Origin of the sequence: uncultured Campylobacter sp. (assembly GCF_938040115.1) — a bacterium.
Classification (GTDB): domain Bacteria; phylum Campylobacterota; class Campylobacteria; order Campylobacterales; family Campylobacteraceae; genus Campylobacter_A.
In genome coordinates, this window is the sequence record NZ_CALHXD010000151.1 from 1 (window position 1) to 13,244 (window position 13,244).

General features: G+C 47.0%; 14 protein-coding genes and 1 pseudogene. All 15 read left to right on the forward strand.

Features of this window, described 5'->3' with window-relative positions; all coding sequences use genetic code 11:
* The coding region (locus Q0314_RS05390; RefSeq protein ID WP_298057340.1) for a HAMP domain-containing sensor histidine kinase at positions 1–866 on the forward strand (866 nt) is incomplete at its 5' end.
* A complete protein-coding gene (locus tag Q0314_RS05395) occupies positions 863–1,540 on the forward strand; it encodes a response regulator transcription factor (RefSeq protein ID WP_298057342.1) in 678 nt (225 codons plus the stop codon). The genes Q0314_RS05390 and Q0314_RS05395, both read left to right, overlap by 4 nt.
* A 95-nt stretch (positions 1,541–1,635) precedes the next feature.
* Positions 1,636–3,117, forward strand: coding sequence for a cytochrome-c oxidase, cbb3-type subunit I (ccoN, locus tag Q0314_RS05400; RefSeq protein WP_298057344.1), 1,482 nt, complete (start codon positions 1,636–1,638; stop codon positions 3,115–3,117).
* A complete protein-coding gene (gene ccoO / locus Q0314_RS05405; protein WP_298057346.1) occupies positions 3,110–3,775 on the forward strand; it encodes a cytochrome-c oxidase, cbb3-type subunit II in 666 nt (221 codons plus the stop codon). The genes ccoN and ccoO overlap by 8 nt, the downstream gene beginning before the upstream one ends.
* An 8-nt stretch (positions 3,776–3,783) precedes the next feature.
* On the forward strand, positions 3,784–4,005 hold the full coding sequence (locus Q0314_RS05410) for a cytochrome c oxidase, cbb3-type, CcoQ subunit (protein ID WP_002949110.1): 222 nt from the start codon (positions 3,784–3,786) through the stop codon (positions 4,003–4,005).
* Positions 4,005–4,865: a cbb3-type cytochrome c oxidase N-terminal domain-containing protein gene (locus Q0314_RS05415; RefSeq protein WP_298057349.1), complete on the forward strand. Its 861-nt coding sequence runs from the start codon at positions 4,005–4,007 to the stop codon at positions 4,863–4,865. Before Q0314_RS05410 ends, Q0314_RS05415 begins: the two co-directional genes overlap by 1 nt.
* Positions 4,866–5,075, forward strand: coding sequence for a DUF4006 family protein (locus Q0314_RS05420; RefSeq protein WP_002949114.1), 210 nt, complete (start codon positions 4,866–4,868; stop codon positions 5,073–5,075).
* Positions 5,076–5,077: 2 nt separating this feature from the next.
* Complete coding sequence (locus Q0314_RS05425) at positions 5,078–5,179, forward strand: hypothetical protein (RefSeq protein WP_231679342.1); 102 nt, start codon at positions 5,078–5,080, stop codon at positions 5,177–5,179.
* 106 nt (positions 5,180–5,285) lie between these two features.
* Positions 5,286–6,020, forward strand: a complete 735-nt coding sequence (locus tag Q0314_RS05430) for a hypothetical protein (protein ID WP_298057351.1) — start codon at positions 5,286–5,288, stop codon at positions 6,018–6,020.
* Complete coding sequence (locus Q0314_RS05435) at positions 6,013–6,483, forward strand: FixH family protein (protein ID WP_298057353.1); 471 nt, start codon at positions 6,013–6,015, stop codon at positions 6,481–6,483. The genes Q0314_RS05430 and Q0314_RS05435 overlap by 8 nt, the downstream gene beginning before the upstream one ends.
* A gap of 57 nt (positions 6,484–6,540) precedes the next feature.
* The gene (locus Q0314_RS05440; RefSeq protein WP_298057356.1) at positions 6,541–9,123 is read left to right on the forward strand and encodes a PD-(D/E)XK nuclease family protein; all 2,583 of its coding nucleotides are present in this window, start codon (positions 6,541–6,543) and stop codon (positions 9,121–9,123) included.
* Positions 9,120–11,915, forward strand: a complete 2,796-nt coding sequence (locus tag Q0314_RS05445; protein ID WP_298057357.1) for a RecB-like helicase — start codon at positions 9,120–9,122, stop codon at positions 11,913–11,915. Before Q0314_RS05440 ends, Q0314_RS05445 begins: the two co-directional genes overlap by 4 nt.
* A gap of 76 nt (positions 11,916–11,991) precedes the next feature.
* On the forward strand, positions 11,992–12,420 hold the full coding sequence (rplM, locus tag Q0314_RS05450; protein WP_002949135.1) for a 50S ribosomal protein L13: 429 nt from the start codon (positions 11,992–11,994) through the stop codon (positions 12,418–12,420).
* Positions 12,421–12,422: 2 nt separating this feature from the next.
* Positions 12,423–12,812, forward strand: coding sequence for a 30S ribosomal protein S9 (rpsI, locus tag Q0314_RS05455; protein WP_122866526.1), 390 nt, complete (start codon positions 12,423–12,425; stop codon positions 12,810–12,812).
* Positions 12,813–12,954: 142 nt separating this feature from the next.
* A pseudogene (locus tag Q0314_RS05460) lies at positions 12,955–13,244 on the forward strand (OmpA family protein); the annotation flags it as partial.

Genomic DNA, 13,244 nt, shown 5'->3' on the forward strand with positions numbered 1-13,244 from the left:
ACGTGACGGACGTGATAAATCTCAACAACGAGCTTGAAAAGACGAAAAAAGAGCTGTTAAATTTAAACGAAAATCTCGAAAACAGGGTCGCCGAGCAGACGGCGGAGCTCGTAAATTTAAACCAAAATCTAGAAAATTTGGTAAAGGCGGAGATCAAGAAAAATGAGGAAAAAACCAAAATGCTCTTTTTACAATCGCGTCTAGCCTCTATGGGCGAGATGATCGCAAACATAGCCCACCAGTGGCGTCAGCCGTTAAACGAGCTTAGTATCACGCTTTTTAAGCTAAAAGAGAGCGTCAAAGCAAACGAGAAATTCGAGGCCGGCTACGAGCACGCAAAGCGCGTGATAAAGGGCATGTCGCAGACGATCGAGGATTTTAGAAACTTTTTTAGCGTCGAGCGTGAGAGGGAGCTTTTCTTTCCTTCGGCTGCGGTAGAAAACGCGCTAAAGATGGTGCAGGGAACCTACGAAAAAGAGGGCATAGACGTAAATTTGGAGCTAAAAAGCGAAGGTCAAATTTACGGCTTTGAGTCGCAGCTTTGTCAGGCCGTGATTATCCTGCTTTCTAACGCCAAAGATGCGCTGGCAAATAAAAAAGACGATAAAAAAGTAACGCTAACGTTAGAAACAAAGGATAAATTTGCTATCATAAGAGTAACGGATAACGCTGGCGGTATAAAAGACGAGATAATGGACAAGATTTTTGAGCCGTATTTTACCACGAAGCACCCGAGTGCGGGTACTGGGATCGGTCTATATATGCTAAAAAGCATAGCCAAAAATCACGGCGGAAGCGCCGGCGCTAAAAACGTAAAATTTGGAGCGGAATTTGAGATAAAGCTGCCGCTAAAGGATGAAAAATGAAAAAATTTAAAGAGCTAACGCTACTGCTAGTCGAGGACGAGGATGGCATAAGGGAGTCGATGCAAGAGGTTTTTGGCGGCGTATTTCAAAAGGTCATCTCGGCCTCAAACGGCGACGAAGGTCTTAAGAAATTTAAAAAATTTAGCCCCGACATCGTGATAGCCGATATTATGATGCCTATCATGGACGGGCTTGAGATGTCAAGGCAGATAAAAGAGTTCTCAAAAAACACGCCGGTAGTGATCCTAAGCGCGTATAGCGAAAAGGAAAAACTACTAAAAGCTATCGACGTAGGCATCGATAAATACGTCATCAAGCCTATCGACATGGACGAGCTTTTCGTCGTACTGGAGCAGATCGTAAAAACTAAAATCATAGGCGCCGATATCATCGAGATTTCGGGCGGATATTCGTTTAATCAAACCAAAAAAGTGCTCGTGAAAAACGGCGTAGAGATCGCGCTAACCAAAAAAGAGCTGGCCTTTATCTCGCTTTTGGTTAAACGTATCGGCACGCTTGTTTTAACCGAGGAGATCAGAAACGTGGTGTGGTTTGGCGAAAAGGTAAACGATCCGGCCGTTAGAACCTTTATCAAACGAATACGCGATAAAGTGGGCGCTGGACTCATCAAAAACTCGCCGGGTCTTGGCTATAAAATCGAGCTGAAAAAGTAAAATTTGAAACGTAAATTTAGGTCGGTTAAGCAATTTTACACTAAAAATCTAATAAAATAACAATCTAATAACAAAATAAACAAAGGAGGATATCGATGCGACTAGACAGGGCGCTAAGCTACGACTACACGGTCGCCAAGTATTTTATGTTCGCGACGATACTGTTTGGGATAGTCGGTATGAGCGTCGGCGTTTTCATAGCTTTTCAGATGGCGTACCCGGACTTAAACTATCTCGTGGGCGAATACGGCACCTTTAGCCGCCTAAGACCGCTGCACACGGCGGGCGTGATATTTGGATTTATGCTTTCGGGCGTATTTGCGACGTGGTACTACATCGGACAGAGGGTTTTGAAGGTCTCGATGAGCGAGTCGCCGTTTTTGATGGCGGTAGGCAAGCTGCACTTTTGGATATATATGCTGGTTATGGCAGGCGGCGTATTTAGCCTACTTGCCGGCGTTAGCACGTCAAAAGAGTACGCCGAGCTAGAGTGGCCGCTAGATATCGGCGTGGTCGTACTCTGGGTGCTTTGGGGCGTTAGTATATTCGGCCTTATCGGTATCCGCCGCGAGAGAACGCTTTATATCTCGGTTTGGTATTTTATCGCGACGTTTTTAGGTATCGCGATGCTTTATTTGTTTAACAACATGGCCGTGCCGACCAAGCTGGTTTCGGGATATGGCAACTGGTGGCACTCGGTCTCGATGTACGCCGGAGCCAACGACGCGCTAGTGCAGTGGTGGTACGGGCATAACGCCGTGGCGTTTGTGTTTACCGTGCCGATAATCGCTCAAATTTACTACTTCCTCCCTAAAGAGAGCGGTCAGCCGATATTTTCCTACAAGCTTTCTATTTTCTCGTTTTGGAGCCTCATGTTCCTTTACCTTTGGGCGGGCGGACACCATCTGATCTACTCTGCGGTGCCTGACTGGATGCAGACGATGGGTTCTGTGTTTTCCGTCGTTTTGATACTGCCGTCTTGGGGGTCTGCGATAAATATGCTTCTAACGATGCGCGGCGAGTGGCAGCAGCTTAGAGAAAATCCTCTTATCAAATTTATGATTTTAGGCTCGACGTTTTATATGTTTTCGACTCTTGAAGGACCGATTTTAGCGATAAAGTCCGTAAACGCTCTAGCGCACTTTACCGACTGGGTGCCGGGTCACGTGCACGACGGTACGCTAGGCTGGGTCGGCTTTATGACGATGGCGGCGCTTTATCACATGACGCCTCGCGTATTTAAACGCGAAATTTACTCGAAATCCTTGATGGAAACTCAGTTTTGGATACAGACTATCGGCATAGTGCTTTACTTTTCGTCGATGTGGATCGCGGGCATCACTCAGGGTATGATGTGGCGCGCGACGGATGAATACGGAAATTTAGCCTACTCGTTTATCGATACGGTGATAAACATAGTGCCGTACTACTGGATCAGAGCCGTGGGCGGACTGCTATATCTGCTTGGATTTTTTATATTTGTTTATAATATCTACAAGAGTTTTGGCGCCAAAGCACTAGAAAAAGAGCCGCTAAGCGCGAGTCCTGCGGGCGTAAAGGAGGTTGCTAATGTTTAGTTGGTTAGAAAAAAATCCCTTCTTTTTCGCGGTTATGGTTTTTATATTTATCGCCTATGCGGGCGTGATCGAGATCTTGCCTGATTTTGCCAACAGAGCTAGGCCGCTTGAGGGAACCAAGCCGCCGACGGTTTTACAACTTGCGGGCAAACACGTATATATGAAAGATAGCTGTAACGCCTGCCATACGCAGCAAATTCGCCCTTTTAAGGCCGAGACCGATAGATACGGCATGTATTCGCTTAGCGGCGAGTATGCATTTGACCGCCCGCATCTTTGGGGTTCAAAGAGGACCGGCCCCGACCTTTGGCGCGTGGGTAACTACCGCACCACCGACTGGCACGAAAATCACATGAAAGAGCCGACCTCTGTGGTGCCGGGTTCTATAATGCCTGCTTATAAGCATCACTTTAGCAACAACGCCGACATCGAGACGGCATACGGCGAAGCGGTAACGACGAAAAAGGTATTTGGCGTACCGTACGACGTAGAGGGCATGCCAAAACTCGGCACCTACGAGGAAGCGCAAGCGGCCGCCAAAGAAGAAGCCGCCGCTATAGTTGAAGAGATGAAGGATGAAGAGGTCAAAAAGGCCTTTGAGCGCGGAGAGATCCGCGAGATAGTGGCGCTCATCGCCTATCTAAATAGCTTAAAATAGGCGAATTTATGGATGCGCAGACTCTAAGAGATATCCAAGGATACGGAGCTTTTATCTTTCTAGCCGTGTGTGCCGCGCTTCTTTACGGGTACTATTTTCATCTGTATAGATCCGAAAAGAGCGGCAGGCGAAACTACGAAAGATACTCCGACCTCGCCCTAAAAGACGGTATCGACGAGGAAATTTTAGAGTCTGCGTCCATAGAGCAAAACGCTAAAAAGGAAAAATAATGCAATGGTTTAATTTAGAAGATAACGTAAATTTACTGGGGCTTATCGGAGCTATTGCCATCGTTTTAGCCACGGTTTTCGTCGTAAGCCGCTTGGTCGGGCAGATGAAGGTAGCAAAACCTAAGGCCGAGCTTAGCGAGCATAGCTGGGACGGCATAGGCGAGTACAAAAATCCTCTGCCGCTGGGCTGGGCGATAGTTTATGCGATATGTATCGTCTGGGCCTTGTGGTATATGATCGCCGGCTATCCGGTAAACTCCTACTCGCAAATCGGCGAATACAACGAAGAAGTCGCTGCCGCAAACGCTAAATTTGAAAAACGCTTCGCAAACGTGGACGCCAAGACGCTTCACGCGATGGGCGAGAGCGTGTTTTTGGTGCAGTGTTCCTCCTGCCACGGCATAACCGGCGACGGTATAAACGGCAAGGCCGCAGACCTTTCCAAATGGGGTAGCGAAGAGGGGATATACGATACGATAATGAACGGCTCAAAAGGCCTTGAGTATCCGATGGGCGAGATGCCTGCGGGTATGGCGGACGAAGAGGGCGCAAAGGCGATCGCGGCCTACATCGCTAAGGAAATTTCCGGTATAAAAAAGACTAAAAACGAAAATTTGGTAGAAACGGGCAAGGAGCTTTTTGCGACCTGCGCAGCCTGCCACGGCGAGGACGGCAAAGGCATGGAGGGCAACTCTCCTGATCTATCTAAATACGGCACGGCGTCCTTTGTTGAGGACGTATTACAACGCGGTAAAAAGGGCGCTATCGGTACGATGCCTAAATTTAGCGACGGCAGATTAAACGCTTTACAGCAAAAAGCCGTCGGCGAGTACGTCATCTCGCTTTCTAAAGGAGAATAAATGGAAAACACGAATCGAAACGTTTTCGGTCTACACGGCGTGACGGGGCTACTCATTGCGACCGGGCTACTACTAGCGATCCTAGCGGCACTCACGTACTACGCGATCAAGCTCCAGCAAGAAGTCGCGCAAAAGCCATACACGCTAAACGCCTCCGAGCTAAAGATGAAAAGCGCGGATAACGCCAAACAAGTGCGCGTAAAGGAGTAAATATGCAAGCGATTTTGGAGAAATTTATCGTCGCGGGACTCATCGCGGCGGCGGCATTTACGGCGTGGGCGGTGCTAACGCCAAATCACCTTTTCGTGGGATGAAATTTGATAAATCAAAGAGCGCAGACCTTGCCGCTCTTTTTCAAATTTTACGTTTAAGTCCTAGCGGTTCGCTTTACTTTTTGCGCGAAAATACGCGACTGGGCCGATGAAGTTTATAAATTATACTAGCTCAAATTTGACCACGCTCGCTTTTTTGCGAGGCGTTAAATTTACAAGGGGCTTTTTAAATTTAAATTCGGGTTCACTTTTTCGTTTCTCTGCGCTCAAATTTGCAAATTTGACCCGCGCATTTTTTATCTTTTTACTTTTTCTTTTTTACGGTGCGGCGACTCTGCAGGGCTCAAATTTGCCTCGCGAGATAGTCTTGGTAAATCAAAATATATTAAGCCCCGTAGTAAGCGATAAAATCGCGGTTTTAGGCGAGGAGCTAGCGAGCAAAAGCGGCGTGTTTGCAGGGGTCGCGGTTTATGAGAGCTTAGAGGGCAAAACGCTAAAAGAAGCGGTAGCTCAGCTAAATTTGACTCAGCCTTACGCGCTTTTGATGCTTACTAAGGCTGAACACAAGGTGGAAATTTTTGCCGACCCGCAGACGCTTAAGCTTTTTGATAAAGAGAAAATTTTAAGCCCATATCCAAGCTCGGGCTCGATTTTGCCGATACTAGCGTCCAAAAACGGCAAAGATATCTTTAACGCCGCCGTGCTAAACGGCTACGCCGATCTTGCCGAGCAGATCGCTGCGAGCAAAGGCGTCGCCCTACAAAACGCGGTCGGCAATCAAAACCGCCGCACGCTTGATGCGTTTAGGATTTTTATCTACGGCTCTATCGCTGCCGTTGTTTTTGCTACCGCGTTTAGAAAATTTAGGAGGAAAAATGGCTAAAAACTACTGGCCTCACGCTATCGTCGGCTCGCTTATTTTGATAGTCGCCTCCTGCGTAGCGACCATCATTCTGGCCGTCAAAAACCCTGTGGAGATGGACGGTTTTTACTTCGAGCGCTACCAAAACGTCGATGAAAATATAAACGAGATCGAGGCTAGTCAGCGTAGATTTGACGCCAAGTACGCTCTTAAATTTGAGCCTGAATTTGACGGATTAAACGGATATTTTGCGATCGCCGTCGCGACTAAAAACGGCTCTTTAGCGCCAAATTTTACGCACGAGATTTTACTAACCAGGCCCGCGACGAACGAGCAAAATCAAAATTTAGACGCCAAATTTGACGGGCAAATTTTAAAAACGCAGCCCGTGACGCTCCCAAAAAAAGGTAGATGGCAAATTTTGCTAAAAATTTCCGACGCAAACGACACGGGATTTTATAAATTTAGCTTTGTAGCGCGCTAGTTTTCTTTGATTTTCAGCCGCTCTGGGCTATCATTGCGCTAAAAACAAAGAGCCTTTATGCAAAATTTAGACAAACTTTATATCTTTACCAACTCGCGAAAGATCCGCGAATTTAACGCGAAATTTCAAAACGAACTCGTGCCAAAGGCTATGACGATAGCGCAGTTTGAGCAAAAAGCCGTACTGGTGCCGGGGCGCTTTGAGGTGGACGAGGCGTACGCGCTGGTGCTGATGCAGCGAGCCTGCGCGAGCGTGAGAGAGGCATCCGAGCGGCTGCGTATCCCGTCCGAGTTTTTCGCGTTTTTGAAAAACAACGACTACCTTTTTAGCTTTTTTAAGGAGCTTGCTATCAGCAAAAAGAGCGTGGCGGATCTGAAATTTAGCGATATTTACGCCGATTACGAGGAGCATCTGGGTATCCTTGAGGCGGTGCTTGCGCGATATAAGGAGCTGCTCGCGGCCGAAAATCTATACGACGGCATCGCGCTGCCTGAGATTTACCGGCTAAACGGCGGATTCGTTAGAGAATTTCGCGAGATTTATTTTGAAGTAGACGGCTTTTTGAGCGAATTTGAGTGGGAGCTGTTTAGCGAGATCGCCAAGCTAACGACGCTAAAAATCATCTTTCAAACCAGCAAATTTAACAAAAAACTGATCCTAAAACTAGCCGAAATTTCGGGACTAAATGCGAGCGAGTTTAGTCTATACGGCGAATTTGAGCTAAATTTGAGCTCGCGCGAGCTAAAAAAAACGGGCGCCGTGCGCAAAAATCCTCTCGTTTTAAAAAGAAGCTTTAGCGCCAGAAGCCTGCAAGCGGCCTACGCTATGGCAAAGGCTAGCGAGTTTGTCGCAGAAGGTATCAAGCCCGAAAACATCGCCGTTATCTTGCCCGATGAGAGCTTTGCCGAGATCTTGCGCTTGCACGACCGCGGCAAGATGTTTAACTTTGCGATGGGCGAGAGCTTTACCCGAATGCGATTTTTTCAAATTTTAAAGTGCATAGTAACCGCGATAAACGACAAAATCCGCGTAAATTTGAGCGAGGATAACTATAAAAATTTCAACGAATTTGAGTTTAATCTGCATGAATTTGGCGCCAGCGGCGAGCTGTTTGAGAAATTTAAAAACGGCTTTGAGGCGCCTTGCTCGTTTGAGGGTTTTAGGGCGCTGATGGAAGAGATTTTGGCGCTTGAGAGCGACCATGCCGCCTCGCAAAAAACGCGCGAGGAGCTATTTTACGCGCAGAGTTTGGCGCGGTATTTTAGCTTTACGCTGCGTCAAATTTGCGAGATATTTTTGATAAAGCTAGCTAGGCTTAGGCTTGATCACGTAGGCGGCGGCAAGATCGGCGTCATGGGCGTTTTGGAGAGTCGCGGGTTAAAATTTGATGGCGTCATAGTGCTTGATTTTAACGACGATTTGGTGCCAAAGCGCAGCGTAAACGAGATGTTTTTGAGCTCGCGCGTGCGCCAAAAAGCGGGGCTCATCGGCTACGTAGACCGCGAAAATTTGCAGAGATTTTACTACGAGAGCCTAATCGGCGGCGCGAAAAAAGCGGCGATATGCTACGCGGCAAACGAGGAGAAAATCGCGTCGAGATTTCTCGGCGAATTTAACGCAGTGGAGGACGCGAGATACGGCGACGAAAGCTATGCGGCGCTGTTTAACGGCGAATTTGACGCGGAGGCCGGTTTTGCGGAGGAGCAAAAAATTGAGAGCGAGATAAGCCTGCGCCTTGATGAAAAGAACGAGGCTAAGCCAGGTCAAATGAAAATCGCCAAAGAGCGGAGTTTGTTTGATTTTGACGAAGCGGACGGCGAGATAAATTTGACTGGTAAATTTGACGAAAACGAGGCGCAAAACGAAATATCGAGCCAAAACCCGCGAGTGCTAAATTTCATAAAATTTACGCGAAAAACGCCCGCAAAGCCTAAAATTTTCGAGCAGGACATCATCGTCAAGCACGATTTTTTCGCTATCCCGCTCTCTTTTAGCAGGCTAAATACCTATTTGCAGTGCCCGCGGCGGTATTATTACAGATATATTTTGAACGTAAAGCCGCCCGTGATGCCGCAAACGGCCTCCGCAGCGGACTTTGGCAACTCGCTACATAGGGCGCTTTTTGAGTATTATTCTAAATTTGAGCGATTTGACCTCGCTAAATTTGAAACGGTGCTAAGAGAGCTAAATACTCCGCCGCTAGAGCGCGAGATAACGATGATAAAGATGGAAAAATTTAAGGCCGTAGAAGACGCCAGATATGAGGCCGGATGGCGCGTGCAGGGGCTTGAAAAAGAGCTTGATAGCGTGTTTGCAGGCGTGCGCATAACGGGTAAAATCGACCGCATAGACCAGCGCGGCGATGAGCTAGCGGTGATTGATTACAAAAGCGGAAATTTCGACGCCAAATCGCTGCAACTGCCGTTTTACGAGGCGCTCGTGGGTAGGCCTTGCGAGGGGTACTTTTACGATCTAAAAGATAATATGAACTTGGTTGCTGGCGAGGCTAGCACGGACGCGCTGGGCGAGGCGATCGAGCAGCTAAAATCCATCAACAACACGCTGATAAATTTCGGGGAGGCCAAGGGCGCGATGAGCGAATACGAAGACTATAAAATTTTAGTGAAAGGCGAGCTATGAAGCCGTTTTTGGCCCTCGAGGCGAGTGCGGGCAGCGGCAAGACCTTTGCGCTTAGCGTGCGTTTTATCGCGATTTTGCTTTCAGGCGCCGACGCGCGCGAGATCACGGCGCTAACCTTTACCAAAAAGGCCGCCAACGAGATGAAAGAGCGCATCGTACAGACCTTTTTGCGGCTCGAAGAAAAGGGTGCAGAGCTAGCCGAGCTGGAGCAAATTTTGGGCGCGGGCAGGGATAAGATTTTAGCCATGCGCGACGCTAGGGCGACGCATTTTTTAGAAAGCGATCTAAAAATCGGCACGTTTGACTCGTTTTTTGTCGGCATCTTGCGTAGCTTTTGCTTAAATTTGGGGCTGAGTGCGGATTTTGAAGTGAGCGAAAATTTAAACGAACTGCAGCGGAGCGAGTTCGTCGCGAGCGTGAGCAAGGATATGCGGCTATTAAAAGCGCTTGCAAATTTGATAGCGACGGCCGAGCGCAGTCAGGTTAGCTTTTTTGAGAGTTTGGAGATGTTTTACGAAAATTTCGGCGAGCTAAAAAGCAGCGAAAATGCGGCGTTTCCAAACGAAAGCGGCGTAGAAGAAGCGCTAAAAAATATGCGCGAGTACGTCTTAGCTAGAGGCGGCGGTAAAGACGCGCAAAGCGCCGTAAAAGAGGGAACTCCTGGCGAAATCTTAGCTCGCTCTTTTATGTCGCGCGCGAGCCTTGATTATCGCACGTTTTCTAAAATTTATACGCCGGAGCTTGACGGGATGTTTTTTACGCTAAAGGCGCGGCTAAAACGCTACTTGGACGAGCTTGAAGAGTATAAAATCGCCGAGCTGGCTAGATTTTTAAAAATCTATAAAGAGTGCAAAATCTCGCTAAACAAAAGGCTAAATTCGCTCGCTTTTAGCGACGTGACGCGCCTAGTTTACGAGCTTTTGCGGGGTGGCGAGACGGACGCGCAGATGCTTTATTTTAGGCTCGACGGACGTATAAATCACCTGCTCATCGACGAGTTTCAAGACACCAACGTCGCGCAGTACGAGATCATGCGTCCGCTCATCGAAGAGATCGTCGCCGGATACGGACAAAACGGGCTTGGCAGCTTTTTTTACGTCGGCGACGTAAAGCAGAGCATTTACCGTTTTCGCGGCGGTAAAAAGGAACTTTTTGGCAAGCTGATGCGCGATTTTCCGCAGATCAAAGCGCAAAATTTGGAGGTAAATTACCGTAGTAAAAAGGCGCTGGTTAGATTTACGAACGCCGTGTTTGCGGGCAAAATCGAAAATTTTAAACCACAAAGAACGCCCCAAAAAGATAGCGAGCGGGTAAATTTGGTAGGGCAGATGCCGTATTTTGAGGCGGAGGAGGACGATCTTGGATTCGTGCGGGTAAGCAGCGGCGATGACGTGGCGGCAGAAGCGACACAGCAGGTTAAATTTCTGCTTGAAAAAGGGGTTTGCGAAGACGATATCACCGTGCTTTGCTGGAAAAACGACGATATAAATAAAATCTCAAATTTGCTTGACGAAGCCGGCATAAAAAGCGTGAGCGAGGGCGTGATGCCCCTGCTAGCTAGCAAAAATGCGCGCGCAGTAGTGGAGTACGCTAAATTTTGCCTATTCGGCGAGCGAATTTACAAGCTAAATACCGAGGCGATCCTAGACGTAAACGCCATAAAACTAAGCGTAAATCCGCAAAAATCGGCGCTTGAGAGCTTGCACTATCTAGCGGGCAGGCTCGGCGTAGATATGAGCGACGCGGACGTTTTACGGCTACTTGAGCTATCGCAGCCGTATTCAAATTTGACCGAGTTTGTCTATAATCTTGATAGATTTGAAGCCAAAACGAGCGCAAAAAGCGGCGAGGGCGTGAAAATCATGACCGTGCATAAGTCAAAGGGGCTGGAGTTTGAAAACGTGATCGTGTGCGATAAAATGGGCGCCGGACGGCATGACGGGTCAAATTTCATCGCTGAGTACGACGCGGGTACGGGCTCCTGGCAGGTGCGACACAACGTCAAAAAACAGTGTATCGACGAGGATTTTGCAAGGCTAAAAGAAAAGGCGGCGCGGCTCGAGCGCGAAGAAGATATGAATAAGCTATACGTCGCGCTAACGCGAGCGATTGGCGGACTAATCATCGTCAAAAAAACGGACGCAAACGGCAGAAACCCGAGCTTTTTTGGGGCGTACGAGAGTAGCGGCGAGGTTATAGAGTATCTTGATTTGGTTGATTTTAGCTTTGGCGAACCGACTCCTAGCAGGGCGCGAAATTTGACGGCGCCGGGCAAATTTGAGCCTATTAAATTAGCTCAGATTTCAAAGCAAATTGTAGATGAAACGCCAAAAACCGAGGGTAAAAATCAAAAGGCGATTTATTTTGGTTTGGCGCTGCACTATCTGCTTGAAATGGCTGAAAAATTTGACGAGAACTCACTAAAAACCGCGCAAATTTCGATGCGAAACGCGTTTCATAAATTTTTAGACGAGGGCGAGCTGGATGAAATCTACGCGCGCGGGCTAAATTTGATAAATGAGCCTAAATTTAAGCAAATGACGCAGGGAAAGCGTGCGTTTAAAGAGCAGCCTTTGCGATATGAGAGTGCGTTAAAACAGCTTGACCTTCTCTGCTTGGATGAAACCGAAATCTGCGTGATAGACTATAAAACGAGCGATAAAAACATGGATGAAAATATCGCGCAAGTGGCGGAATACAAAAAAATACTAGCTCAAATTTACCCGAATTTGAGCGTAAAGGCGGCGATATTTTACGCTTTGCGGGATAAAATTCGAAGCATTGATATTTAAATATAGCTTAAATTAAGCTATTTGTAAGGTGCATTTGAATACAATCACGACTTAAAATTATCTAAAGGGTAAGAAAATGACGAAAATAACAAAACCAAACGAAGTGGAGCGCGAGTGGATCGTGCTTGACGCGGCAGGCAAGCGTTTTGGTAGATTGCTAACCGAGGTAGCTACGCTGCTTCGCGGTAAGCATAAACCAAATTTCACTCCGAATGTCGATTGCGGCGATTACGTTATCATAATCAACGCTTCTAAAGCCGAATTTACGGGCAACAATAAAGCCGAGCAAAAGCTTTATCACCGCCATTCAGGGTATTTTGGTAGCACGAAGAGCGAGAAATTCGGCGAGCTTTTGGCTGACAAACCTGAAAAACTGTTCAAGCTAGCCGTTCGCGGAATGCTTCCAAAAACAAAACTCGGCAGAGAGATGATAAAAAAACTAAAAGTTTACGCCGGCAGCGAGCATCCGCACACGGCTCAAATAGCTAAAAAAGAAGGAAAATAATCATGGCGAAAGTTTATGCAACCGGTAAAAGAAAAACTGCCGTAGCAAAAGTCTGGCTAAAACCGGGCAGCGGTAAAATTTTAGTAAACGGACTTGATCTAAACACTTGGCTCGGCGGACACGAGGCTATCAAGCTAAAAGTAGTTCAACCTCTACTTTTAACAAAACAAGAGAGCTCTGTAGACGTAACTGCAACGACTCTAGGCGGCGGATACTCTGCTCAGGCTGAGGCGCTAAGACACGGTATATCAAGAGCATTGGCTCTATTTGACACCGACTTTAGAGCGACTCTAAAACCAAAAGGCCTACTAACTCGCGACTCACGCGTTGTCGAGCGTAAGAAATTCGGTAGAAGAAAAGCTAGAAGAAGCCCGCAATTCTCTAAACGCTAATAGTTTTGAGAGCAGTGCGAATTTGAGGTGCATTGATATTTGCGGTTGGTTTTTTATAAACTTGCAGATATCAAATGTTAAAACGAAATTTATAATTTTTGTGTTATCATTGAAACATACATTTCACTTGAAAGGATTTTCTATGAGAAAGATTGCTATTGCTTTAGTTGCTGCTACAGCTCTTTTTGCTGCTGATTCAGCTTACAAATATGAATTAACTCCAACCATCGGCGGAGTTCACCCTGAGGGAAACCTAGGAGTTAACGAACAGTCTGCTATTGGTTTAAGAATAGGAAGAAACCTTGAGAATTTCTTCTTAGATCATGTTGAGCTTGGTGTTAGTCATACTAATAAAATAAGAGAATATGGCGTAGACGGTAAAGCTACTAGATATTTCGTTAATGCTATTAAAGATTTCGGTCTAACTGAAAA

What these genes read in the sequence shown, in the direction of transcription:
- Q0314_RS05395 (WP_298057342.1), top strand. Translation starts at nt 863, where the DNA reads ATGAAAAAATTTAAAGAGCTAACGCTACTGCTAGTCGAGGACGAGGAT.
- ccoN (WP_298057344.1), top strand. Translation starts at nt 1,636, where the DNA reads ATGCGACTAGACAGGGCGCTAAGCTACGACTACACGGTCGCCAAGTAT.
- ccoO (WP_298057346.1), top strand. Translation starts at nt 3,110, where the DNA reads ATGTTTAGTTGGTTAGAAAAAAATCCCTTCTTTTTCGCGGTTATGGTT.
- Q0314_RS05410 (WP_002949110.1), top strand. Translation starts at nt 3,784, where the DNA reads ATGGATGCGCAGACTCTAAGAGATATCCAAGGATACGGAGCTTTTATC.
- Q0314_RS05415 (WP_298057349.1), top strand. Translation starts at nt 4,005, where the DNA reads ATGCAATGGTTTAATTTAGAAGATAACGTAAATTTACTGGGGCTTATC.
- Q0314_RS05420 (WP_002949114.1), top strand. Translation starts at nt 4,866, where the DNA reads ATGGAAAACACGAATCGAAACGTTTTCGGTCTACACGGCGTGACGGGG.
- Q0314_RS05425 (WP_231679342.1), top strand. Translation starts at nt 5,078, where the DNA reads ATGCAAGCGATTTTGGAGAAATTTATCGTCGCGGGACTCATCGCGGCG.
- Q0314_RS05430 (WP_298057351.1), top strand. Translation starts at nt 5,286, where the DNA reads ATGAAGTTTATAAATTATACTAGCTCAAATTTGACCACGCTCGCTTTT.
- Q0314_RS05435 (WP_298057353.1), top strand. Translation starts at nt 6,013, where the DNA reads ATGGCTAAAAACTACTGGCCTCACGCTATCGTCGGCTCGCTTATTTTG.
- Q0314_RS05440 (WP_298057356.1), top strand. Translation starts at nt 6,541, where the DNA reads ATGCAAAATTTAGACAAACTTTATATCTTTACCAACTCGCGAAAGATC.
- Q0314_RS05445 (WP_298057357.1), top strand. Translation starts at nt 9,120, where the DNA reads ATGAAGCCGTTTTTGGCCCTCGAGGCGAGTGCGGGCAGCGGCAAGACC.
- rplM (WP_002949135.1), top strand. Translation starts at nt 11,992, where the DNA reads ATGACGAAAATAACAAAACCAAACGAAGTGGAGCGCGAGTGGATCGTG.
- rpsI (WP_122866526.1), top strand. Translation starts at nt 12,423, where the DNA reads ATGGCGAAAGTTTATGCAACCGGTAAAAGAAAAACTGCCGTAGCAAAA.